This is a genomic window from Uniformispora flossi (assembly GCF_049534875.1).
Lineage (GTDB): Bacteria > Actinomycetota > Actinomycetes > Streptomycetales > Streptomycetaceae > Yinghuangia > Yinghuangia aomiensis.
In genome coordinates this window covers 208770-231876 of record NZ_JBMULZ010000014.1, presented here as the reverse complement: position 1 = coordinate 231876, position 23107 = coordinate 208770, and the positions used below count along the sequence as shown (strand labels likewise).

Sequence of the window (23107 nt, the reverse complement as noted above, 5' to 3'; positions counted from 1 at the left end):
CTTCGGCCGGAACGGCCGGCGAAGGCCCGCCCCGGGGAACCGCGGGCGGGCCTTCGCGTATATGCGTGCAGGGTACAAGCGTTACTGGCCGTCGGTTCCGGACCCGCCTTCGGGCCGGCCTGAAGATCAGCCCACGACCCCGGCCGCACGCAGCGCGGTGATCCGGTCCGCCATGCCCAGTTCCGCGAGCACCTCGTCGGTGTGCTCGCCGAGCAGCGGCGACGGCGCACCGAGCGCCGCGGGCGTGCCCGCGAACTGCGCGGGATGCCGCGGCATGCGCAGCCGCCCGGCCTTGGCGTGCACGGATTCCTCGAACAGGCCCACCGCCACCGCGTGCGGGTCGTCCGGGAGTTCGGCCGGCGCGAGCACGCGCCCGCACGGCACCCGCTGCGCCTCCAGTGCGGCCATGCCCGCGCCGACGTCCATGACGAGCGCCGCCTTGTAGCAGCGCTGCACGAACGCGCTGGTCAACTCCGGGTGCTTCATGCGCTCGCCGATGGTGGCGACCCGCGGGTCGTCGTGCCCTTCGACGCCGAACGCCCGGCACATGCCCGCGAAGTCCGCGTCCGACGTGGGCGCGACGACCGCCCAGCCGTCCCGGAACCGGATCGGCTTCAGCGTCTTGTTGAAGCTGGAGTTCCGGCTGCCGTCGCTGTCCAGCAGCACCTCGTTGCCCGTCGCGTCGACCCACAGGAACGACGTCACCGCGTCCAGCATCGACAGCTCCACGTGCTGGCCGCCCAGGCCGCGTTCGCGCGCGAACAGCGCCGCGGTGATCGCCTGCGACGCCACCAGCGCGGTGACCTTGTCGGCGGCGGACTGGCGCAGGAACACCGGGATTTCCGGTTCGCCGTCGGCGGGCACGTCCGCCTGGTTGACGGCCAGGCCGGCGTAGGCCTGGATCACCGGGTCGTAGGCGGACTTGCCGGCGTACGGGCCTTCCGGGCCGAAACCGGACAGCGATACGTAGACCAGGTCGTCGCGGCCCTTTGCCAGGTCCGCATAGCCGAGGCCCAACCGTTCCACCACGCCGGGCCGGAAGTTCTGCACGACCACGTCGCACGTAGCGGCCAACGCCCGCACGACGTCGCGGCCTTCTTCGGTGTGCACGTCCACGACGATCGACCGCTTGCCGCGGTTGCACGACGCGAACAGCGCACTCGTCCCCCCGATGGCCACCCCCACCCAGCGCGCGATGTCGCCGATGCCGGGGCGCTCGACCTTGATCACCTCCGCGCCCTGGTCGGCGAGCAGCGCGACCGCGTACGGACCCGTCGCGGCAATCGACAGATCGAGCACGCGGATTCCCCGCAGCGGACCGGTCTCACTCATGGGCAGTCCCTTTCGTGTACACGTGACGGTCGGTACAGAAGGTCGTGCGCCGGAGTTCGTCAGGCGGTGAACTCCGGCTTGCTGCGCGGCCGTCCGCCCGGGCCGCTGTAGGCCAGGCCGAACCCCGGCAGCGGGTCGAACGCCATGTCGGGCAGTGCGGCGCGCAGGCCCTCCCACGCGGCGATCAGCCCGTCCTCGGCGGCGTAGTCGAACGGATCGGTCAGCACCGTCTCCTCGGTGCCGCCCGGCCGCGGCGGGTTCTCCGCGAGCCAGCGCGCGGTGCGCGCGAGCGCTTCGCGCGGCGGCACCAGATCCCGGTAGCCCAGGTCGGCGCGGATCCGCGACAGGTCGAGCACCCGGTGCTCGGGGGCGGGCTGCATGAGCAACGGCCGGGCGGGCACCGCGAGGTCGTACGGCATCGACACCACCTCGAAGGTGTGCCCCAGCGCCTCGGCGACCACGTCGATCACCTGGCGCACCGTCAGCACCTCGTCGTCGGCCGCGTTGTAGATCCGCCCCGCGGACTGCTCCGGATGGTCGACGGCCAGCAGCAGGGCGTGCGCGAGGTTCTCCGTGTAGCCGTGGTGATGCAGCGTCAGGCCCTGGTCGGCGACCACGATCCGGCGCCGCCCGTCGAGCACCCGCCGCACCACGCACCATTCGCGCGGGGCGAGTTGCCGCGGGCCGTACACATAGGGGTAGCGCACATGCGTCGCCCGCGGATGGTGGGCGAACACCGCCTCCTCGGTCCGCACGATCCGGTAGCCCTTGGCGTCCTGCCCGGGGTCCGCGACCAGCGGCGCGTCCTCCGCCACCGGCACCGGAAGCCCGCCCGGCCCGGCCAGCTCCGGGTTCATCCAGCCGCGGTACGCCGGTACGCCGCCCACCGACAGGAACCGGCCGGTGCGGCCCGCCCACGCCTCGGCGATGCGGCGCAGCCGCCCGTACATCGCGATCACGGTGTCGAACGCCGGACCGGCCGCGGCCTCGCGGACCGCCGCCTCGTCGTACGGGTCGGCATGCAGGTGCCGCACCTCCGGCGGCGTCTCGTCGGACTCGTGCACACCCCGGTGCAGGATCGTCACCTCGTGTCCGCGCGCCACCAGGCCGCGCACCAGAGGGACACCGGTCGGGCCCGTGCCGCCGACCACCAGGATGCGCTCGCCCACGCGTTCCGCCCCTCCGCCGCCCCCGGCAGATCCTTGACTTCGTCACCATCCCGGACGGGGTGACCGTATCCGCAGGTCAATGCCGGTGCAAGCGGGACGGGCGGGCAATCCGCGGGCAGCCCTCGGCGCGAATGCGCCGGTCCACACGCCGTAGCATGGGGCCATGGGTTTCCTGCGCCGCCGCCCGCCCGCCGGGCCGGACTTCGACGTCCTCGCCATCCCCTTCACCGACTGGCCCGGGTCGGTGGTCGTCGCGATGCTGCCCGGAGCCGACGGCTCCTGCCAGGGGATCTTCGTGCGGTACGACCTGCTGGCCGGACGCGGCCCCGCCATGCTCGTCGGCAATCTCCCGGCCGGCTCCCCGGCCCGCGAGGACGGCGTCGGCCGCATCGAGGCGCAGCAGCTCGTCGCCGCCCTCGGCCACGAGGAGATGCCCGAGGAGCTGTCCGTCGAGGAGCACCCCGTGATGCAGGACGACGGCCTGCTGATCGTGCGCCGCGTCAAGTACGCCGAGGGCCGCCTCGCCTGCGTGGAATTCGACCGCAGCGACGGCGTCCTGGTCCGCATCGTCTCGTGGGACCGCCCCATCACCGACGACATCTTCGCGCTGCTCAAGCCCATCCCGGCGGAGTCCTTCGGCGGCTGAGCCGCCCGCCCCGCCCACCCGCGCCGCCCGCGCACGGCACCGCTCTTTCACCGACACGGAGGAAGGCCGGCGGACCATGGCAGCCCGCCGGCCTTCCGGCCGTTCGTCCCGAGTCGCGTGTCTCCCTGAGGCCTCACCCTCCCTTCCGGTGCAGCGCGGTCCCCCTGCGCCGGTTGCTCAGTGCGTGCCCACCGCCGCGCGCACGGCACGCCGCACGGTGGTGCTGTCGTCGTGGAGGCGGCGCAGCAGGCGCCGGTCTTCCTCGCCCGCCGCGGCCTGGTCGTGGATGCGGATCTCCCGCACCAGCACGAGCATCAGGTTCACCAGGAACGCGTCGCGGGCGAACGACCCGCCCTGCTGAGCCACCTGCCCGATGTGACGGCGCGTCAGCGGATCCCGGGCGAGCAGCGACCACAGCACGGCAAGGTCGTACCCGGGCAGGTGGTAGCCGACGAATTCCCAGTCGACCAGTGCCGGGCCGTGCGAGGTCAGCAGGATGTTGGAGAACATCGCGTCGCCGTGGCACAGCTGGAGCGGCGCCCGCGCCAGGCCGCGGATCAACTGCGCGAGATCGGTCGCGTCCCGATCGGTCAGCAGCCCCAGCGCGTGGTAGCGCTGCACGCGCGGCAGGTAGTCGAACGCGGCCTGGAACGAGCCGGACGGCGGCTTCCATGCGTTCAGCGCCCCGAACGCATGGAGCACCGACCGCACGTCCGCCCGCGCCAGCGCCGACCCCGGGTGGCGCTCCACCGCGGCCGGCCGGCCCGGCACGTGCTCGAGGACCAGCACCCGGCGCTCCGGATCCGCGCCGAACAGCCGCGGCACCCGCACCGGCGGCCGCTGCCGGGTGAACGTCCGGTACGCGGAGATCTCGTGCCGCAACCGCTGTGTCCAGGCCGGCGAATCGTCCGTCAGGTACTTCACGACCACCGGATTGCGGCCCACCGAGCCGGTCATCAGCACCGACTTGCGGGTCACCCGCATGACCGCGCCGGCCGAGAACCCCGGGCACACCCGGGCCGCCGCCGCGGCGACCACCGCGGGCGGCACCGGCGAGACGCCGCGCCGGTCGCCGCGCGGCTCGGCGCCCCGGGCCGGACGGCCCGGATCGTGCGGTTCGCGCATCGACCGCCCCCCGCCGGACTCGCCCCCGTGCCCCGGTTCGCGCGCGGTGCCGCGGCCCGCCGAGTACGCCCCCGCGGCGGACCCGGCCGGACGCCGGCCCGCGGGATCCGCGGCGGACATGCCCGGTGTGCGCGGCCCCGACAGGCCGCTCGGCCGGCCCGGTGTGTCGGGCTGTGCGGGCCGCCGCGCGGGCGCTGCCGCCGGACCGTGGCCGGACCCGCGCGGGGCACCGGACCGGGCCGCCGATGCGGCACCGGCGGTGCCGCGGCCGGGGGATGAGGGAGAGGGTGACATCGAGGACCTTCCTGCTCCGGGGGGATGCCGGGGGGAGCGCCGCGCCCTGGGGAGCAGGGCGGGCCCGGCGGGTCGGGCGCCCGGTCCGCGAGGGACCGGGGCGCCGTCCGGCGGCCGCGGCCGCGAGGCGGTTGCCCCGCGGCCCCGTCCGCCGGGACGACCCGTCGGCCGGCGTGGGGGAGACGACCGGAACACGGCGGCCGGGGTGCGGCCGGCGGCGGGCCGGTGCCCCGCGGACCGGCCGGGGGGCGGGGACGGCCCCGCCCGCCGGAGACTCCGCTCCGCGGGAGGGACCGCACCGCACCCCCGGCCGCGCGGACGCGGTTGCCGTCGGGGGATGCACACCCCGCACCGGCCCTGCGGAGCCCGCCTCCGCCGGCTTCCGGCCGGGCGCGGTGCGGGCCTCCCGGGAAGCTCCCGGAGTGCCCGACACCTCGCCCGACCCGACGCCGACGGCCGCGGTGCGGCTCCGCACGATCCGGCGCGGCGGCCGGGCCGGAGCGTCCTGGGGGCCGCCCCGGCCCGGCCGCCGGCACCGGTGGACCGGTGCCGTGCCGTGGTTCCGATCGTGGTGCTGACAGGTGCCTGTGCTGGTACTCGCTCGGTGGTCTGAGGGTCTGTTCCTGTGCGGGTCTGTTCCTGTGCGGGTCTGTGGATCTCGGTCTGGGTCCGTGCCTGTCGTGCCCGGTTCCGGCCGGTGCCCGGTGCCGCGCGGGCGGTGCGTTCTCCGTGCGCGCCGTCCGCGCGGACCGGGTGGCCGGAACCGCGGTTGTGGGCCGCCGGGTTCGGCCGTACCGTGTGGTGCCTCGCCCGGGCCCCCGGGGCGGACCCCGGTGGTGGACCCGGCCGCGTCGGCGGGTGGGTGCCCACGGACCGGATCCACCATCCACGACACCGTCGGCGCCGGGTGGTGATCCATGTGGCGGACCGTGGCGAACCCTGGCGAATCCGGTTCCGCTTCCGCGCCCCGCACTAGCCTCGGAGTCAAGCCGAGCGGCCTGGGGGCTCGCCGTGAACCGCGGACGCACCATCCTGCGGACACCACCGACGGCGGACCGGACCCTGGTCCGTCCGCCGTTCGGACAACTCGGACCACACACGGAATCAGACAGCGGATGCCGGCCCGCGGCCGGAAGAGGGGCGGGGCCACATGCGGCGCGAACGCAACACCAAGCTGGTGGAACTGTTCGCGTTGACAGGCTGGTCCAAAGGCGAACTCGCCCGGCTGGTCAACCGGCGCTCGGCGAGCATGGGGCACCCCCAGCTCGCCACCGACACCTCCCGGGTGCGGCGCTGGCTGGAGGACGGCGAGTGCCCCCGCGATCCCGTGCCGAGGGTGCTGGCCGCGCTGTTCACCGAGCGACTCGGACGTGTCGTCACCTCCGAGGATCTGGGCCTCACCGGGCGCCTCCGCCACCACGTTCCCGCCATCCCCGAGGAACTGCCGTGGAGCACCAAGCGCACCGTGGACGCCTTGACCGAGTTCACGGGAATGGACCTCATGCTCAATCGGCGCGGTTTCGTCGGTACGGGATTCGCCCTGGTCGCAGGCCCCGTCCTGGTCACCAACTTCGACCGCTGGCTCGGCGGGGACGGCCCCCGCCCGGTCGTCCCGCCACCGCAGCGCGGCAGCTTCGGCAACCGCGCCTCGTACGCGCCCGTCGACGCGGGGCCGGTCGGCGCGGACGAGGTCGCCGCCCTCGAACACGCCGTCACGGTGTTCCGCGCCTGGGACGCCAACCGCGGCGGAGGACTGCAACGCAAGGCCGTGGTCGGCCAGTTGAACGAGGTCGGCAACCTGCTCACCGCGGCCAACCCGGCCCCGGTCACCCGGCGGCTGTGGGCGGTCGCCGCGAACCTCGCGGTGCTCGCGGGCTGGATGTCCCACGATGTCGGCCTGAATCCCACCGCGCAGAACTACTTCGTCATCGGCGCGCACGCCGCCCGCGAAGCCGGCGACCTGCCGCGCGCCGCCGAGGCCCTCTCCCGGGCCGCCCGCCAGATGGTGCACCTCGGAAAGCCCCGCGACGCCCTGGCCCTCATCGAACTCGCCCAGCACACCGCGGGCGACCGGGCCACGGCCACCACCCGCGCGATGTTCCGCACCGTCGAAGCCTGGGCCCAGGCCGCGCTCGGCCAAGGCGCCGCCTGCCGCCGCACCCTCGGCCTCGCCGAGAGCGAGTTCACCACGGGCAAACCGCAGGACGACCCGGACTGGGTCGGCTTCTTCGACACCGCCGACCTGCACGGCATGCAGGCCCTCGTCTACCGGACGCTCGCCGAAACCGACCCGTCCGCCGTCCGGCCCGCGCAGGAACATGCCCAGAAGGCCATGGAGTTGCGTGCCCAAGGCCACGCCCGGTCGCAGACGTTCGACCTGATCTCCCTGGCCTCGGCCTACCTCATCGACGGGCAGCCCGACGCGGGCGCCCGCTACGCCCGGATGGCCGTCGACGCCACCCGCGACGTCAGTTCGCACCGCACCTGGGACCGGCTCACCGACATGCGCAAGCTCACCGGGCGCTACACCGACGTCCCGGAAATTCGCGACCTGCACGAGGAGATCGCCGAACGCGGCGGACTGTCCGGGCCGACGACGGCCTGACCCCGAGCGGCATCCCGCGGCGCGCCCGGGCCCCACGCGGGCCCGGGCATCCACCCGTTCCGCGAAGGCGGCCGGCCCACGCGACCCGGCCCACGCGACCCGGCCCACGCGACCCGGCCCACGCGACCCGGCCCACGCGACCCGGTTCACCCGACCCGGTTCACCCGGCGGCGTGCCGCCGACTCACTCGACCCGCAGCGCCATCACGCACGCGTCGTCCTCGTAGTCGGTGGTGCCCAGGCGGCTGACGACCAGGTCCACACACGACGGCGCGTCCGCCTCGGCGATCAGCGGGGCGAGTCCCAGCAGCCCGTCCAGCGACTCGTCGATATCGTGGCCGCGGCGCTCCACGAGCCCGTCCGTGAAGCACAACAGGACGTCCCCGGCGCGCAGTTCCAGCCGCGCTTCCTCGTACACCGGCTCGTCGTGCGCACCCAGCACCAGGCCTTGGGGCGCGGGCAGCACGCGGCCGCGGCCGCCGCGGAACAGCAGCGGTGCCGGATGTCCCGCGCGCGCCCATGTCAGCACCCGGCGCTCCGGGTCGTACCGCCCGCACATCGCGGTCGCGATCGCCTCCGCGGGCAGCGCGTGCAACAGCAGCCGGTTGAGCCAGTACAGCATTTCGCCGGGCGACGCCCCGGTGACGGCGAAGCCTTGCAGCGCGCTGCGCAGGGTCGTCATCCCCGCGGTGGCGGCCAGGCCGTGCCCGGCCATGTCGCCGAGGCTGACCAGGACCGTCCGGTCGGGCAGCGCCATTCCGTCGTACCAGTCGCCGCCCACGCGTGCGGTCGCCTCCGCGGGGAAGTAGCGCGTCGCGACGTGCAGCCCGGGCAGCGCGATGGCGCGGGTCCACCGCGGCATCACCGCCTGCTGCAACTGGGACGCGATGCGGTGCTCGTCGCGCGCCAGTTGCCGCTGCGCCACCAACTGCTCGCGGGTCTCCGTCAACGCGGCCTGCGTCCACCGCAGTTCGGTGACGTCGCGGAGGATCGCCCAGGCACTGCGCGGGGTGCCGTCCGCGTTCAGCACCGGCTCGCCGACCAGATGTACCGAACGCGTCGTGCCGTCCCGGCGCAGCAGTCGGAACTCGCCCTCGACGGGCACGAGTTCCTCCAGCAGTCCGGTCACCAGCGCCTGCACCGCGGGCAGATCGCCGGGCAGCACGTGGCGGGGCAGGTCGTCGAGGCGCAGCGGGCCGCAGATCGGGTCGCGGTCGAAGATCACGTACATCTCGTCGGACCAGCGGATCTCGTCGGTGTCGAGATGCCATTCGGCGCTGGCGAGGAGACCGGCGTTGCCGCGCTGCTGCGGGATGCCGGAGTCGGCGGCGGTCTCGTCGTCGGGCGGCTCGGCGCCGCCGGGCAGCGGGCGGTCGACCGACGGGTGGACGTCGTGCCCGCGGCCGCGCACCGGTTCGTCCGGCGGCAGCAGCAGGTCGCGCGGTGCGGTCGGCCGGGCGGGGAGGAGCGTCTCGCCGACGACGGTGTCGATCAGGCGCGGGCGCAGGTAGCGCTGCGACCGGAACACGTCCGGCACCGGGCCGGGCGACCCGCCGGATCCGGCCGGGCGGCGGGGCGCCGCCGACCCGGAGTGCTCGCGGGTGGGGGAGTCGTCGCGTATCGGCGCGCAGAGCCGGGCGAGGTGGTCGAGGGACTGTTCGAGACTCTCGGCGAGGAGTTCGCACACGTGCGCGTTCCGGCTCGCCCGGTGCGCCACGTAGCCGTCCCGCAAGCCGTCGACCTGCGCGCGAAGCTGGGCCACCCTTGACATCATCGCCGTCAGATCCGCCGCGTCGAACTCCGGCCGCTCGTGCATGCACCCGCCTTGGCCCGTCCCGTGCCGCCGCACCGACTCTCGCATACGCAACCGCGCGCCGGGGGTGTTTTCACCACATTGGTGGAGGCTCGGGCGTTCCGCGCTCCGCCCATCCGGAGTAACCGCGGCGGTGACCGGAATCGACCGGCGCGCTGGGCCGTTCGGGGCCGGCACCGGTCGGAACCGGCTGCACGGGCGGGTGTTGACCCTCCGCCGCCCCCGGCGCGCGTCACCCGCACGGCGCAGTCGGCGCGCGGACCGGTTGGTCCCGACACAGGATGGAATCTCGTTCCGCAGTACGTCCCGCGGCGCAAAGCCGCACAGCCCGCGGCGGAGTGCTGAGTCGTACCGAACGGGAGGATCCCGTGGGAGTCGATCCCGCCGCAATGCGGCGTTGCCATGTGGCCGTGGACCTGGGGGCGTCACGGACACGTATCCACCTCAAGAATCACGGCCTCGCCGTCGACGAGCCGAGCCTGGCGGCCGTCGACACGCGGACCGGAAGCCTCGTCGCGGTCGGTTCGGTCGCGGCGCGGATGGTCGGCCGCACGCCCGACCACATCCGGGTCGCCCGGCCCATCGCCAGCGGCACCGTCGTGGACGCCGAACTGGCGCAGTCGATGCTGCGCCACCTGATGAGCCGTCGGCTTGCGCCGATCTGGCGGCTTCCGAGCACCATGCGGGCCATCGTGGGGGTCCCGCACGACAGCGGCCCGCTGACCCGGCGCGCCGCGACCCTGGCGATGCAGGGCTTGGGCATCAAACGGGTCGAACTCGTCGACGTCCCGGTGGCCGCCGCGGTCGGCTGCGGCCTGACCGTCGACGTGCCGGAGGCCGCGATGGTCGTGGTCGTGGGGGCGGCCACGTCGCAGATCGCGGTGCTGTCGCTGGGCGCGGTGGTGGCGTCCACGATCGTGCACGTCGGCGGCGACGCCATCGAGCACGCGATTACCGAGCACCTGCTGAGCCAGCACGGCGTGATCCTGCCGAACGGCGCCGTGCGCGACATCTACCTGCGGCTGAGCGGTGCCGAGGCGCAGCCGATGACCGTCACCGGCAAGGACGTCGGCAGCGGGCTGGCCCGCAACGTCGCGATCGACGCCGGGGGAGTGCGCGACCTGATCGGCACGCCGCTGGCGGCGCTGATCGACGGCATCACCGGCGTGCTGCGCCGGTCGCCGCCGGACCTGGTGGTCGACCTGGCGGACCGCGGCATCATCCTGACGGGCGGCGGCGCGCTGATCCCGGGCCTGGACGATCTGGTGCGGTCCGCGACGGGGATGCCGGTGCACGTGGCGGACGATCCGCATCTGCGGGTGGTGATGGGTCTGGCGAAGCTGGCCGAGGGCCGCGGCGCGGCCCGCACGCCGAAGGACCCGGAGCCGTCGCGCGTCGACATCGGCGAGCAGCCGGTCGGGGAGCCGGACGAGTTCGCGCCGGTGGCGTAGCGCGGGTAAGCCGGGCCCGGTGGGGGTTCCGGGCTCGGCTCGGGGGTGAGGGGGAGCGGGGCTCAGGTTTGCCTCTCCGGCCCGGCGCCGTCTTCCCAGGCGGCGTCCTTGGCGTCTTCTTCGCGCGTGTGCTCGGCCGTGCTTTCCAGGGCGTGTTCGGCGGCGGCGCGGTCCGGGTAGGGGCCGAGGCGGTCGAGGGCGCGGCATCCGGCGCCCTGCTCGGCGGTGTGGTGCTTCAGGCAGAAGTACCAGGCGTTGGGGTCGGTCATGTTCCCGATGCTCGCATCGCGGACGTGCGGGATCGCGGAATCGGCGAGGTGTGTCGATACTCCGCGTTACAGTCGACTGGTGGACATATCCCCCGACGCCGGCGAGCCCGGCTCGCCGCTGGCCGGGATAGCGTCCGCGTACTCGCCGCGCCTGGCCGAGTTCGCCTTCGATCCCGGCTTGGTCGCGGCCGTCGATCAGCACGCCGCCGCGGTGTGCGATGCGCTGATCCCCGGGCAGCGCGGTCCGCAGCCGTACGGGCCCGTCCTGGCCCTCCCCAAGCCGCGCACGGTCGACCGCGAGGACCTTGTCGACTACGTCCTCGGTTTCACCGACGTCCTTGCCGAGGCCGATTGGCGCGAACCCGTCGGCTACGACTTCGCCGCACTGCGGCTGACCGCGATCTGCTGGCTGATCCGGGAGCACGACCTGCTCGGCCGGTGAGTGCGGCGCCTTCGGCGGAACCACGGAAAATACCGGCAAATACCGGAAAATCTGCATCATCCCGCCCGCAGAGCCCGTCGATTTCCGCGGGAAATTCCGCGGATTGGTGCAGGACCCGAACCGCAGGCGCCCGGCAGCCTTACGCTGTAAGCCTGCCTGGGGAAAAAGCCCGGACGAACCGGAACCGGTCGGTTTCCCGAACCATAGAACCTGTTCTATTGTTTGCCTGCGAGGCTGCCCGCTACAGGGGTGCGGGCAGACCGCCCGGGCACCGGCATGTCGAGCGGTGCCCCGGCACGACCGGTGGAAGTCCGCCCGTGCCGGTGCCCGGAAGCGTTATCTCCCGCGGGAAACCGTCAGGGCAGGTGGACCGGTTCGGCCGCGTGTTCGTTGCCCGCGTCGCGGTCCCGCTGCCACGCGTACAACGTGTTCTTCTCGGTGTAGCCCCAGTATTTTCCGCAGCGCACCGTCTCTTTGTGCACCACACCCTGCGGGAACCACGCCGCGGTGAGCCCCGGCCGGTGGTGCCCCGCAGCCGGCACGCACGCCGGGGGCAGCTTGCCGTCCGGCAGCCGCGCGGTCAGGATCCGGTTGCCGTCGGTGGTGCGGAATTTGAAATGCACGTCGGTCGCCCCGTCGGGCAGCCACACCGGCATGGCCACGCGATCCGCCTTGGCCTCTTTGCCTGTGGGGTAAGTGCCCTCCTGCTCGTGGCGTTCGTCGAGCCACCCGTGCACCATCGGCACGCCGGCCACCACGCCGATCCCCGCCAATGCGGCCACGGACGCCCCGACGACCAGGACCGATTTGAGCATGGTGCACGTCTCCCTCGCGACGCTGTGTGCCGGGAGGCCGCGGACGCAGCCCCCTTTCTCTCCATGATTGCGGCGAGGAGTCCGGTTGCACGTCAGCTTCAAGGCGGTTCGCGCGTGAGTCCTGAGAACTACGCCCGATCAGACGGAAGTCCGACCTGCGGACCGTGCCTCCGACCGGCCGGAGGAGGCGGCGGGGGTGCCGGAGGGGATGCCGCTCGGCGCCGGGCGCAAACCGCTGCGCATCAATTTGGTTTAGACCATTCCGTGTGCCGGGCGGCGTGGATAGGGTGCGGGGCTACCGCACGACGCACCCGCGATTCGCCAGTCCCAGCAACGCCCCGGAGACACGCATGGTGAAACCGTCCAGTGCACGCCCGTACGACCCCGCGCCCGCCCCGGCACCGTCCGATGCCGGTGCCGGGCACCGTGCCCCGCGGCGTGCCGTGCCGGGGCGCCGCCGCGGGCTCCGGGTCGGGGCGTCGGTGCTGGTGCTGGCGGCGGCCGCGGCGTATCCGGTGTACCGGTTCGTGCTGCGGGACGACGCGGATCCGAAGCCCGACGCCCAGGTCGGCACCTGCCTGGCCGCGTTCGACGGGTTCATGGGCTCGGCGCCGCGGCCCGCGACGGTGGACTGCGGGGCGCCGGCCGCGCGCTGGAGAATCACCGCGGTGTTCGGCACGGACCACGGCGCGGTGCCGTGCCGTTCGCTGGCGCCGGACAAGGGCTACGAGGCCGGGCTCGAATGGCGGGACGCGCAGGGCGGGTTCGTGTGCCTGACGGTGACGCCGTACACGACGTACGACGATTACGGGGACGCGGGCACGGTGCCGTACGAGTTCAACGAGGCGGACTTCGCGAGGCTCAAGAGCCGGCTGCTTGCGGCGACCGGACAGCCGGCCGGACAGTCGGCGGGACAGCCGGCGGGACAAGGGAGCGGGCAGACCGCGGGATAGCGCGCGGAGACGGACCCGGGCAGCGGACCGGGCCGGGCGGCCGGGACTTACAGCAGGTCGCTGTCCTCGCCCACGTTGTCGACCATGCGGCGCAGGACGTCCACGGCGGCGACGAACTCGGCTTCCGTGATCCCGTCGCGGATGCGGGCGTGCGCCTTCTCCATGCGGGCGCGGGCCTTGGCGAATCCGGCGTCGCCGGCCGCGGTGAGCCGGACGGCGCCGTCCCGGTCGTCGGCCCAGCCGCGGACCACGAGTCCGGCGAAGACCGGGCCGAATTCCATGCCGGGGCAGGCGAACGGGGCGAGGCGGGCGGCGAGGGTGTCCCAGGTCCAGTGGCCCGGGAAGGCGGCGATCTGGTGGAGCGACCACCATTGCGGGAGCGTGAGTTGCTCCTTGGCGAGAGTGCGGCGCAGGTAGGCGACGATGGCGCGGTCCGCGGTGCCCGTCCAGAAGCCGATGGGCTGGGTGGCAAGCACCTCGGCGGGATAATGCTTGACGCTCACGATCGCACGCCCCTTTCGTTGGCGCCGGCCGCCGTCCCGGCGGCTCCCCCGGCTTCGGCACCCGGTCCAGCCGAGCCTAGGAGTTCAACCCGGCTTCAAGTCAACCACCGCCGCCGGGCCCCGCCAAAGACCCCCTGACATGCGGAAATCCCGCCCTTGCGGACGGGATTTCCGGTGCTGCGTGCCGCGTGCTGCGGCGGAGGGTCAGCCCAGCTCGTTGCCGAGGATCGAGATGAACGACACCATCTCGCCCGGGTAGCCGCCCAGGTTGTGGGTCAGCGCGAGCTTGCGGCCGGTCTCCGGGATGCGCCGCTCGGCCGGGGCCTCGCCGCGCATCTGGAGCCACGCCTCGAACATCATGCGCAGGCCGGACGCGCCGACCGGGTGTCCGAACGACTTCAGGCCGCCGTCCGGGTTGACCGGGAGCCGGCCGTCGAGGTTGAAGGCCCCCGCGAGGACCTCCTTCCACGCGGTGCCGCGGTCGGCGAACTGCAGGTCCTCCATGAGGACGAGTTCGGTCGGCGTGAAGCAGTCGTGCACCTCCGCCATCGCGATCTCGTTGCGCGGGTCGGTGACCCCGGCCTGGGCGTACGCGTCGCGCGCGCACTCGGCGATCTCCCAGAACGTCGTGTAGTCGTAGTCCGGGTCGATGACGCCCGACCCGTTGCCCGCGACCATCGACAGCGCCTTGATGAACAGCGGCTTGTCGGTGTACTTGTACGCGTCCTCGGCCCGCACCACGATCGCGCCCGCGGCACCGTCCGCGACGCCCGCGCAGTCGAAGACGCCGAGCTGGCCGGCGAGCTTCGGCATCGCGGAGATCTTCTCCGGGGCGATCTCCTTGCGGAACTGCGCGCGCGGGTTGCGGGCGCCGTTGTAGTGGTTCTTCGACGCGATGTGCGACAGGACCGAGCGCATCTCCTCTTCGGAGACGCCGTACTTGTGCCCGTACGCGGGCGCGACCATCGAGAACATCGCGGCCGCGGTCAGCGTGCGGGCGGTGCCGTCGCCGGGCACCGGGAAGGCGTTGAGGCCCTGGTAGCCGCCGTCCTTGACCTTCTCGACGCCGATCGCCATCGCCACGTCGTAGGCGCCGGACGCGACCGCGTACGCGGCCTGCCGCAGCGCTTCCGACCCGGTGGCGCACATGTTCTCGACGCGCGTGACCGGCTTGTTCTGCAGCTGCAGCGGCTTGGACAGCACCATGCCGCTCATGCCGGTCTGCGCGGTGCCGAGCCAGAACGCGTCGATGTCGTCCTTGGCGATGCCGGCCGACTTGAACGTGTCCTGCGCGGCGTCGATCAGCAGGTCGTCGGTGCCCTTGTCCCAGGCCTCGACGAAGGGCGTGCAGCCCATGCCGACGATGGCGACGCGGTCCTTGATGCCGTGGGATCCCATGGTCAGGCCTCCTGCGCCGACTCGGAGGAAGCGGTCCGCACCGGGCGGGCCTTCCAGAAGTAGTTGTGGATGCCGTCCGCGGTGCCGATGCGCCGGAACGTCAGCTCGACCCGGTCGCCGATCTTGACCTGGTCGGCGTCCATGTCGGTCAGTTCGATCGGCAGGCGCCCGCCGCCGTCGAAGTCGACGACCGCGAACACGACCGGCGGGGACGGCGAGTAGGCCATCCGGTCGATCGTGAACGTCTTCACGGTGCCGACAGAGTCCGCCATCGGGATCGCGTCCATGTCGTCGACCGTGCCGCCGCGCATCGACACGCGGGCGGGCGGCAGGTGCACCGCGCCGGAGCTGCGGTCCTGCGAGCCGACGAAGCCGAACTTCCAGTCGAGGGACCGGACCGCGGCGGACGACGAGGTGCGGGCGGGCTCCGGGCGGCGCGGCGGCTCGACCTGGAGGGTGCCCCGCCACGCGAGGAACTTGCCGTAGGCGATCGGCGCGCCGCCCGCGACCTGCGCGGCGACCGGCCGCGACGGGGCGTGCGCGGCGAGCGCTTCGGTGGTGCGGAACAGGAACACCTCGGCGCCGTCGGACAGCACGACCACGGCGACGATCTTGCCGACCGCCGCCTCCGTGCCGGCGAGGGAGTCGAGCACCGACGCCAGCAGCACGCCCGGGTGTGCGGCGCCGGTGGTGCCCACGGTCGCGGCGAGGTCGTCCGCGAGCACCCCTTCGCGCACGCCGAGCTTGCGGCCGAGGCCGCCCACGGCGCGGGCGTGCAGGCCCGCAACCGCGGCGTGGTCGACCTGGTCCGCGGTCAGGCCGGTGGCCTTGAGCGCGTCGGTCCACGCCGTGCGGCCCGCGGCGAGGTACTGGTTCTCGCCGAACTTGTCCTCCCACAGCTTCGACCGGGTGTCGCCGGGGGTGCGCCACCGGTCGACGAACTCGGCCGTCGCGCTGGCTCCGCCGAGGTATTCGGCGAGGACCGGGCCGTCCGCGTCGGAGCCGACGAGCAGCGCGGAGGCGCCGTCGCCGCCGGCTGCTTCGTCGCCGCTGCCGGGCAGGCCGCCGCGGATGTCCGCGCCGATCACCAGGGCACTGCCGGACCCGTCCAGGGCCAGGCGCAGCAGGCCGGCCGCGGAGCGGACCGAGCCGGTCGCGTCGATCGCGGGCACGCCGCCGTCGAGGCGCAGCGCGGCGTGGATGGCGGTCGCGTTGGTGCGGTCCGCGTAGGCGGGCGCGACCGTGGCGAAGAGCAGCGAACGCGGCGCGGCCCCGGGGGTGTCGCGCAGCGCGTTGCGGGCCGCCTCGACGCCGAGGGTCGTGGTGTCCTCGTCGAACGACGCGACGGTGCGGGTGCCGCGGCCGCCGCCGGTGCCCGCGACCGGGGCGATGCCCTTGCGGTCGAGCCGGCGGTACGGCAGGTACGCGCCGTAGCCCAGGATGCCGCGCACGGCGCCTCCGTGGTTCGGTGTGGTCATCGTGGTCGGTACCGTCACTTCCGCTCGTCGACGCTCGCGGTACGGGCCCCGCAGCGTGGCCCGCCGAGTCGTCGCATTCCAGCAGTTCCGATCAGAGCTGTGCGTGTGCTCAGGCCGTGCGTTTGTTCGGCAGTACTGTGCCGGTCGGTGCCGGCCCCTGTCAGCCGGTGGCGCCGACTGCCGCGAGCCGGGTGATCTCCTCTTCGGACAACCCCAGTTCGTCCCGCAGGATTTCCTCGGTGTGCTCGCCGAGCCACGGGACGCGGGTTTCCGGGCCCTCGGCCATCTTGGACAGCTTGACCGGGTTGCCGGGCGACAGGACCGGCTCGGGGTTGCCGTCGGTGCGGGACATCTCGACGACCATGTTGCGGTTCTTGATGTGGTCGTCGTCGATCACGTCGCCGGGGTTGTAGACCGGGCCGGACGCGACGCCGACCGCGCTGAGCGCGGCGCACGCCTCCAGACGGGTCTTGTCCGCGGCCCAGTTCTCGATGCCGGGGCGGATGACGTCCTCGATGTGGTTGAACCAGTCCTGCGGACCGGCCAGGCGCGGGTCGTCGACCCACTCGGGGTGGCCGACCAGTTCGGCGAGGCCCTTGAACATGTGCGGGCGGCCGCACTGGATGATCAGGTAGCCGTCGAACGCCTTGAACGAGTGGTTGATGAGCGGCGCGAGACCGGGGTCCTTCATGCCCATCGACCAGTAGCTGAGGCCGGCGTCGTTGAGCGCGACCATCGCGTCGTACATGGAGATGTCGACGTACTGGCCTTCGCCGGTGGCGTCGCGGTGCCGCAGGGCGGCGAGCACGCCGATGATCGCGAACAGCGCGGAGCCGGTGTCGCCGAGCGCGCCCAGGGGGGACACGGTGGGGGCGACGCCGGGAGTGCGCTTGAACTCGTAGAGTCCGGCCATGCCCTCGGCGACGGGGGCGTAGGCGGGCCAGCCCGCGTAGGGGGTCTCGGTGGTGTTGCCGAAGCCGGACACCGAGAGGTAGACCGCCCGCGGGTTGATCTTGTTGATGTCCTCGTAGCCGAGCCCGAGGCGGGCGGCGACGCCGGCCTTGAAGTTCTCGCACACGATGTCGGCCTTCTTGGCCAGCTCGCGCACGAGGGCGAGGCCCTCGGGGTTCTTGAGGTCTACGGTCATGCTGCGCTTGCCGAGGTTGTTGCGCAGGAACGTGATTCCGACCTTGCGGCCGTCCGGGTCGGACATCGCGGGAAGCGAGCCGCGGCCGGAATCACCGGTTCCGGGGGATTCGACCTTGATCACCTCGGCGCCGAAGCGCGCGAGCATTTGGGTCGCGAAGGGCAGGGCCTGCATCTGCTCGATGGCGAGGACCCGGATCCCGTCCAGGGGCTTGCCGTACCGTGTCCGGTCGGCGCCAACGACCTCTCCGACGCGCATTGTGTCTCCGTCCATGGTGGTGCCGCGTTCCGCCGGGATGAGCCCCCTGACCAGCGCCTTCCGGGGTGGAGTGGGCCGCGTCAGGGGTGTCCACCCTGCTTTGCCACCATAGCTGACGGAGAGTCAGATAAGCAGGGGGAGCGGGCGTGACGGACGGCACGCACGGGGCCCGCGCGACTGTGTGCCCCCTGCACTTTTCCTCCGTCTTCGCCTAGCGTCCTTCCCACGGGGGCCCGGCGGGAGGAGCGGAATTGCGCGCGGACGAGTACACGCAGCTGGACGGCACGGGCATCGCGGCACTGGTCGCCAAAGGGGAAGTGACCCGGTCCGAAGTCCTCGACGCGGCACTCGCCGTGCTGGCCGACCGGCAGGCCCTCAACACCGTCGTCACCCCGGCCGAGGACCAGGCCCGTGCCGCGGACGCGCGCGGGCCGTTCGCCGGAGTGCCGACCCTGATCAAAGACCTCGGCTGCGACGTCGCCGGCCTCCCCACCAAGAACGGCTCCCGGCTGTTCGCCGACGCCGCCCCCGCCGACCACGACAGCACCGTCGTCGCCCGGCTGCGCGCCGCCGGCACGGCGATCCTCGGCAAATCCGGCACCCCGGAATTCGGCTTCGGCACCAGCACCGAACCCGGCCTCACCGGCGCCGTGCACAACCCCTGGAACCCGGCGCACAGCACCGGCGGCTCCAGCGGCGGCTCCGCCGCCGCGGTCGCCGCCGGCATCGTGCCGTTCGCGCACGCCACCGACGGCGGCGGATCGATCCGGATCCCGGCCGCCTGCTGCGGCCTCTTCGGCCTCAAGCCCAGCCGCGGCCGGGTCAGCCTCGGCCCGGACACCGCCGACGCGTGGGCCGGACTGTCCGGCGCCCACGTGGTCACCCGCAGCCTGCGCGACAGCGCCGCATTCCTCGACATCCTCGGCGCGCCCGCACCCGGCGAACCGTACGCCGCCCCCGCACCGCGCCGCCCCTACCGCGACGAGGTCGGCGCCGACCCGGGCCGGCTGCGTATCGGCCTGCTCGTCGACGCCCCCGACCCGGCCGTCGAGGTCGACCCGGCGTGCCGCCGCGCCGCCGCGGACGCCGCCGCCCGCCTCGCCTCGTTCGGCCACCGCATCGAACAGCTCTCCTGGCCCGCGAACCTGGTCCGGCCCGGCGAGATCGTCGCCGCCGTCAGCGGCCCGCACACCGCCCGCACCGTCGACAAGCGCCTCGCCGAACTCGGCCGCGACCTGCGCGACGACGACCTCGACGGGGCCACCGCAATCGTCGTCGCCCACGCCCGCAAGATCACGCTGCCGCAGTACCTCGACGGCATCGAGCGCATGCACGCCACCGGACGGCTCATCGCCCGCTTCATGGACGGCATCGACGTGCTGCTCACCCCGGCGATGGCCGTGACCCCGCCGCCGCTCGGGCGCCTGGACCCGAACGGCGACGCCGCGGCCACCCTCCAGGGCATGCGCGGGATGGCCGCGTTCACCAGCCTCTTCAACGTCACCGGGCAGCCCGCCGCGGCCGTCCCGTTCGGCGGGCGCACCCCCGAGGGGCTGCCGATGTCGGTGCAGCTGGCCGCCGCCTACGGCGACGAAGCGGTGCTGTTCCGGCTCGCGGGCCAGCTCCTGGACGGCGACGTACTGCCGGCGGCGCCCGCCGCTCGCTGACGAGTCCCGCACAGCCCCCCGGCACCGCAGTTGGCAAGGAGGCAGTCATCTGCCGGTAATCGACGAGCAAAAGACGTCGATCTGCGTTGCCGGGGGCTTGGCCGCCGCGTCGCCGGGCGTTGACCTCGGCTTCCTAGCGTCGCGGCCATGCCGATCACGCACACCCCGGCCCGTTCCCGCCGGGCCACGATGCTGGGCGCGGCGGTGCTGGCCGCCGCCGTCCTGCCGCTCACCGTCGCGGCCGCCGCCCCCGAGAACGTCCCCGAAAACGTCCCCGACAATGCCTCCGCAACCGCCGCCGCCCCGTCTGCGACCGCGCCCAAGACCGCGCCCAAGCCCGGCGACGTCGTGGTGGACGAGGACTTCTCGTCCGGCCGCCTGCCCGACGGCTGGACCGCCGTGGAAGGCCAATGGGCCGTCAGCGGCGGCCGCCTGTACGGGAATTCCACGTCCTCGGGGCAGCAGAGCCGCATCACCTTCGGCCGCCACCTCGCCGACTTCCGCTTCGAGGCCACCGCCCGTTTCGAAACCGCCGCCGACGCGGCCCGCTGGACCGCACTCGGCCTCGACGTCCCCGCCGACGGCGCGGTCCCCTGGTCGATCGCCACCATGCGCACCGGCACCACCGCCGCCAACGGCATCGAGTTCGCCCAGCGCACCGCCGCCAACGCCTGGAACGTCACCGACACCGGCTCCGCACCCGCCGCGGCCGGCACCGGACGCGACGTCAAGGTCGCCGTCGAGGTGCACGGCAGCACCGCGCGCTGGTTCTTCGACGGCCGCGAAGTCCTGCGCACCACCCGCGTCCAGCGCTCCGCCGACGGCGGCCAAGCCCTGCTGGTCAACGGGGCCAAGGTGGCCTTCGACGACGTCCGGATCACCGCCTTGGCGCCCGGCGGGTACCTGCGCCCGGCCGGTTCGCCGCTCACCGTCATCGCGCACCGCGGTGCTTCGTCCGCGGCCCCCGAGAACACGCTCGCGTCCGACGAGGTCGCCCGCCGGGCCGGCGCCGAGTGGATCGAGAACGACGTCCAGCCCAGCAAGGACGGCATCCCGCACGTCCTGCACGACGACACCGTGAACCGCACCACCAACGGCACCGGCGCGATCCGGGGCCTCACCGCCGCGCAACTCGCCGCCCTGGACGCCGGATCCTGGTTCGCCCCGCAGTACGCCGGTGCCCGTATCCCGACCCTCGCCGCGCAACTCGACGACCTCCGCACCCGCGGCGGGAAACTCCTGCTGGAGATCAAGGGCGCCCACACCCGCGACGAAGTCGCCCGTATCGTCCAGGATATCCGCGACCACGGCATGACCGACCGGGTCTTCGTGCAGAGCTTCGAAGTCGACGCGCTGCGCCACGTCCGCGACCTCGCGCCCGAACTGCCGCGCGGCCTGCTGCGCAGCACGCTGGACGCCGACCCGGTGGCGATCTCCGCGGAACTCGGCCTGGCCGCCTACAACCCGTCCGACGCGGCACTGTCCGCGCGGCCGGGCGTCATCGCCGACCTGCACAAGGCCGGAGTCGCGCTCATGGTGTGGACGGTCGACGCGGCCAACCGCTGGCAGTCCCTCGAAGCGGCCGGCGTGGACGGGGTCATCACCAACCGGCCCGCGGAACTCGCCGGCTGGAACTCGGCCTTCCTCCAGCGCCCGGCACCGCAGCCGCCCGCCGCGCCCACCGTGCGCATCACCGGCATCGCCGACGGGGCCACGCTCGACCGCGCCCAGACCCCGCTCGCCGGGGCGGCCGCCACCGGCGCCGACACGACCGTGCTCACCCTCGACGGCACCCCGCTCGCCGACGGAACCGCCCTCGACCTGCGGACGCTGCCCGCGGGCCCGCACACGCTGCGCGCCGAGGCGACCGGCGCGGGCGGCAAGGCCACCGCCTCCGCGGCGTTCACCGTCGCGGTCACCCCGACCGGCCTCGCGCACGTCATCCTCACCTCCAAGGCCGACGACAACGCGGTCGCGACCCTGACCACGATGCTCGCGCACGGCCACTGGAAGCAGATCGCGCAGTGGGCGGACAACCAGGCCGGGCGCAGCATCCCGACCGCGGCGGCCAAGACCGTCGTCGCGGACGCGAACACGCTCGCGGCGCGGTAAGCCGAACAACCCGAACAACCCGAACAACCCGAACAACCCGAACAACCCGAACAACCCGAACAACCCGAACAACCCGAACAACCCGAACAACCCGAACAAGCCACACGAGCCGCACGACGAAGACGGCCGCCTCCCGACGCGACGTGCGTCGGGAGGCGGCCGCCCGGCGTTCGGCTCCGCTCGGCCCGGGGCCCGGGCCGGTGCCCTACGGCCGCTGCGCCACCACGTCGATCTCCACCAGGATGCCCATCAGATCCGACCCGACCGTCGTGCGCACCGGGTACGGCTCCTCGAAGTACTCGCGGTAGACCTCGTCGTAGCCGGCGAAGTCGCGCTGCAGGTGCTGCAAGTGCGTCGTCACCTTCACCACATGGCTGAAGTCCAGCCCCGCCTCGGCCAGGACGGCCTTGAGGTTGTCCAGCGTCCGCCGCGTCTGGGTGCGGATGTCGTCGCCGACCGGCTTGCCGGTCTCCGGGTCGTTCGGGCCCTGCCCCGACGTGAACACGAACGCGCCTGCGTCGATGCCCTGCGAGTAGGTGCCGCCCGGGGCGGGCGCGCCGGTGCTGCGGAGTTCGATGCGGGTCATGTGCCTTCTCTTCCTTGCGTTCTCTTGTGCGGGTCGGTGATCAGCGGACGACGGCGTCGTCTGCGTCCAGCAGTTGCAGCAGCGCCAGTTCGTCGCGGCGCGGGAGGCCCTCCCAGTCGCCGCTGACGGTCACGGCGAACGCACCCGCCGCGGCGGCGGTCGCCAGCCGGGCCGGTACGTCGGACCCCGCCAGCAGCTCGGCGAGGTAGCCCGCCGCGAACGCGTCGCCCGCCCCCACGGGGTCGACCGCCTCGACGTGGTGCCGCGGCGCCTCGTACACGGCGCCGTCGACCACCGCGACCGCGCCGCGCGCGCCGCGCTTGAGCAGCACCTGCCGCGGGCCGCCCGGCAAATCGGCCAGCTGCACGGCGAGTTCCACGGGCGACGGGCCGTCGGCGCCGGAGCCCGCCCGCGGGTCGCCCAGCACCAGGCGGGCTTCGGACTCGGTCGCGAACAGCACGTCGCAGCGTTCCACCAAGCGCCGCAGGACGGGCGCGGCGTCGGCGGGCGCCCACAGCGCCTGCCGGTAGTTCAGGTCCACCGACACCAGGGTGCCGGGGTCCGCCTCGGCGAGCGCGGCGTCCACCGCGTCCCGCGCCGAGGCGGACAGCGCGGGGGTGATCCCGGTGACGTGCAGGACCCGGGCGCCGCGCAGCAGCGCGGCGTCGACGTCCTTCCGGCACAGCCGCGAACCGGCGCTGCCGGCCCGGTAGTACGTCACCTCGGTCGAGGTGTTGGTGCGTCGGGCCTTCACCATGAGCCCGGTCGGTGCCCCGGGATCGACGACCGCCCCGGACACGTCTACCCCCTCGCCGGCCAGGGTGCCGTGCACGAGACGCCCGAACTCGTCGTCGCCGATGCGCCCGAGCCAGGCGACCCGCAGCCCCAGTCGGGTCAGCCCGACCGCGACGTTCGACTCCGCGCCGCCGACCGCGACGTCCAGGCTGCGGGCGTGTCTGAGGGGGCCGATCCGCGGCGCGCTCAGCAAGGCCATCGTCTCGCCGAGCGTCACCACGTCGAACGGACCGCCGTGGCTGTTCATCCG

19 protein-coding genes are annotated in these 23107 nt (G+C 73.6%); 7 read left to right on the top strand and 12 right to left on the bottom strand.

The annotated features are described in order from the left end of the window. Positions 1-126: 126 nt before the first annotated feature. Together ACPA54_RS27600 and ACPA54_RS27595 are read right to left on the bottom strand one after the other, a co-directional pair. Positions 127-1332, bottom strand: coding sequence for a CaiB/BaiF CoA transferase family protein (locus ACPA54_RS27600; protein ID WP_423534087.1), 1206 nt, complete (start codon positions 1330-1332; stop codon positions 127-129). A gap of 59 nt (positions 1333-1391) precedes the next feature. Continuing rightward, positions 1392-2501: an NAD-dependent epimerase/dehydratase family protein gene (locus tag ACPA54_RS27595; protein WP_423534086.1), complete on the bottom strand. Its 1110-nt coding sequence runs from the start codon at positions 2499-2501 to the stop codon at positions 1392-1394. A 163-nt stretch (positions 2502-2664) separates the two neighbouring features. Between ACPA54_RS27595 and ACPA54_RS27590 the strand changes: the two genes are divergently transcribed. Continuing rightward, the gene (locus tag ACPA54_RS27590) at positions 2665-3147 is read left to right on the top strand and encodes a hypothetical protein (protein WP_423534085.1); all 483 of its coding nucleotides are present in this window, start codon (positions 2665-2667) and stop codon (positions 3145-3147) included. A 177-nt stretch (positions 3148-3324) separates the two neighbouring features. Here the strand turns inward: ACPA54_RS27590 and ACPA54_RS27585 are convergent, their stop codons facing one another. Further along, complete coding sequence (locus tag ACPA54_RS27585; RefSeq protein ID WP_423534084.1) at positions 3325-4392, bottom strand: aminoglycoside phosphotransferase family protein; 1068 nt, start codon at positions 4390-4392, stop codon at positions 3325-3327. A 1324-nt stretch (positions 4393-5716) separates the two neighbouring features. Here ACPA54_RS27585 and ACPA54_RS27580 point away from each other — a divergent pair. Beyond that, the gene (locus tag ACPA54_RS27580) at positions 5717-7171 is read left to right on the top strand and encodes a DNA-binding protein NsdB (RefSeq protein ID WP_423534083.1); all 1455 of its coding nucleotides are present in this window, start codon (positions 5717-5719) and stop codon (positions 7169-7171) included. A gap of 183 nt (positions 7172-7354) precedes the next feature. On the opposite strand, the gene ACPA54_RS27575 is transcribed toward ACPA54_RS27580, so the two are convergent. Continuing rightward, complete coding sequence (locus tag ACPA54_RS27575) at positions 7355-8986, bottom strand: PP2C family protein-serine/threonine phosphatase (protein WP_423534082.1); 1632 nt, start codon at positions 8984-8986, stop codon at positions 7355-7357. A gap of 365 nt (positions 8987-9351) precedes the next feature. Between ACPA54_RS27575 and ACPA54_RS27570 the strand changes: the two genes are divergently transcribed. Then, positions 9352-10434, top strand: a complete 1083-nt coding sequence (locus ACPA54_RS27570; protein WP_423534081.1) for a rod shape-determining protein — start codon at positions 9352-9354, stop codon at positions 10432-10434. 62 nt (positions 10435-10496) lie between these two features. Here ACPA54_RS27570 and ACPA54_RS27565 read toward each other — a convergent pair whose 3' ends face one another. Then, on the bottom strand, positions 10497-10703 hold the full coding sequence (locus tag ACPA54_RS27565; RefSeq protein WP_423534080.1) for a hypothetical protein: 207 nt from the start codon (positions 10701-10703) through the stop codon (positions 10497-10499). Positions 10704-10782: 79 nt separating this feature from the next. Between ACPA54_RS27565 and ACPA54_RS27560 the strand changes: the two genes are divergently transcribed. Continuing rightward, positions 10783-11145 carry a DUF6401 family natural product biosynthesis protein gene (locus ACPA54_RS27560; protein WP_423534079.1) on the top strand — a complete coding sequence of 121 codons (363 nt, stop codon included), beginning with the start codon at positions 10783-10785 and terminating at the stop codon, positions 11143-11145. 356 nt (positions 11146-11501) lie between these two features. Here ACPA54_RS27560 and ACPA54_RS27555 read toward each other — a convergent pair whose 3' ends face one another. Beyond that, on the bottom strand, positions 11502-11960 hold the full coding sequence (locus ACPA54_RS27555) for a hypothetical protein (protein ID WP_423534078.1): 459 nt from the start codon (positions 11958-11960) through the stop codon (positions 11502-11504). Between the two features lie 350 nt (positions 11961-12310). Here ACPA54_RS27555 and ACPA54_RS27550 point away from each other — a divergent pair, with 350 nt between their 5' ends. Next, positions 12311-12913 (top strand): hypothetical protein, encoded by a 603-nt coding sequence (locus ACPA54_RS27550; protein WP_423534077.1) that lies wholly within the window; start codon positions 12311-12313, stop codon positions 12911-12913. Between the two features lie 47 nt (positions 12914-12960). Here ACPA54_RS27550 and ACPA54_RS27545 read toward each other — a convergent pair whose 3' ends face one another. The 4 genes from ACPA54_RS27545 to ACPA54_RS27530 all read right to left on the bottom strand — a co-directional run bounded on the left by ACPA54_RS27545 (position 12961) and on the right by ACPA54_RS27530 (position 17697). Further along, positions 12961-13416 carry a MarR family winged helix-turn-helix transcriptional regulator gene (locus ACPA54_RS27545; protein WP_423534076.1) on the bottom strand — a complete coding sequence of 152 codons (456 nt, stop codon included), beginning with the start codon at positions 13414-13416 and terminating at the stop codon, positions 12961-12963. A gap of 204 nt (positions 13417-13620) precedes the next feature. Then, on the bottom strand, positions 13621-14814 hold the full coding sequence (locus tag ACPA54_RS27540; protein ID WP_345680411.1) for an acetyl-CoA acetyltransferase: 1194 nt from the start codon (positions 14812-14814) through the stop codon (positions 13621-13623). 2 nt (positions 14815-14816) lie between these two features. Beyond that, positions 14817-16292: an OB-fold domain-containing protein gene (locus tag ACPA54_RS27535; protein WP_423534075.1), complete on the bottom strand. Its 1476-nt coding sequence runs from the start codon at positions 16290-16292 to the stop codon at positions 14817-14819. A gap of 160 nt (positions 16293-16452) precedes the next feature. Next, positions 16453-17697: a CaiB/BaiF CoA transferase family protein gene (locus ACPA54_RS27530; RefSeq protein WP_423534074.1), complete on the bottom strand. Its 1245-nt coding sequence runs from the start codon at positions 17695-17697 to the stop codon at positions 16453-16455. 251 nt (positions 17698-17948) lie between these two features. On the opposite strand from ACPA54_RS27530, the gene ACPA54_RS27525 reads away from it, so the two are divergent. Both ACPA54_RS27525 and ACPA54_RS27520 read left to right on the top strand, forming a co-directional pair. Beyond that, positions 17949-19364, top strand: a complete 1416-nt coding sequence (locus ACPA54_RS27525; protein ID WP_423534073.1) for an amidase — start codon at positions 17949-17951, stop codon at positions 19362-19364. Between the two features lie 147 nt (positions 19365-19511). After that, complete coding sequence (locus ACPA54_RS27520; protein ID WP_423534072.1) at positions 19512-21476, top strand: glycerophosphodiester phosphodiesterase; 1965 nt, start codon at positions 19512-19514, stop codon at positions 21474-21476. A 205-nt stretch (positions 21477-21681) separates the two neighbouring features. On the opposite strand, the gene ACPA54_RS27515 is transcribed toward ACPA54_RS27520, so the two are convergent. Both ACPA54_RS27515 and ACPA54_RS27510 read right to left on the bottom strand, forming a co-directional pair. Next, a complete protein-coding gene (locus tag ACPA54_RS27515; RefSeq protein WP_423534071.1) occupies positions 21682-22062 on the bottom strand; it encodes a RidA family protein in 381 nt (126 codons plus the stop codon). A 40-nt stretch (positions 22063-22102) separates the two neighbouring features. Next, positions 22103-23104: a sugar kinase gene (locus ACPA54_RS27510; protein ID WP_423534070.1), complete on the bottom strand. Its 1002-nt coding sequence runs from the start codon at positions 23102-23104 to the stop codon at positions 22103-22105. Between the last annotated feature and the right edge of the window lie 3 nt (positions 23105-23107).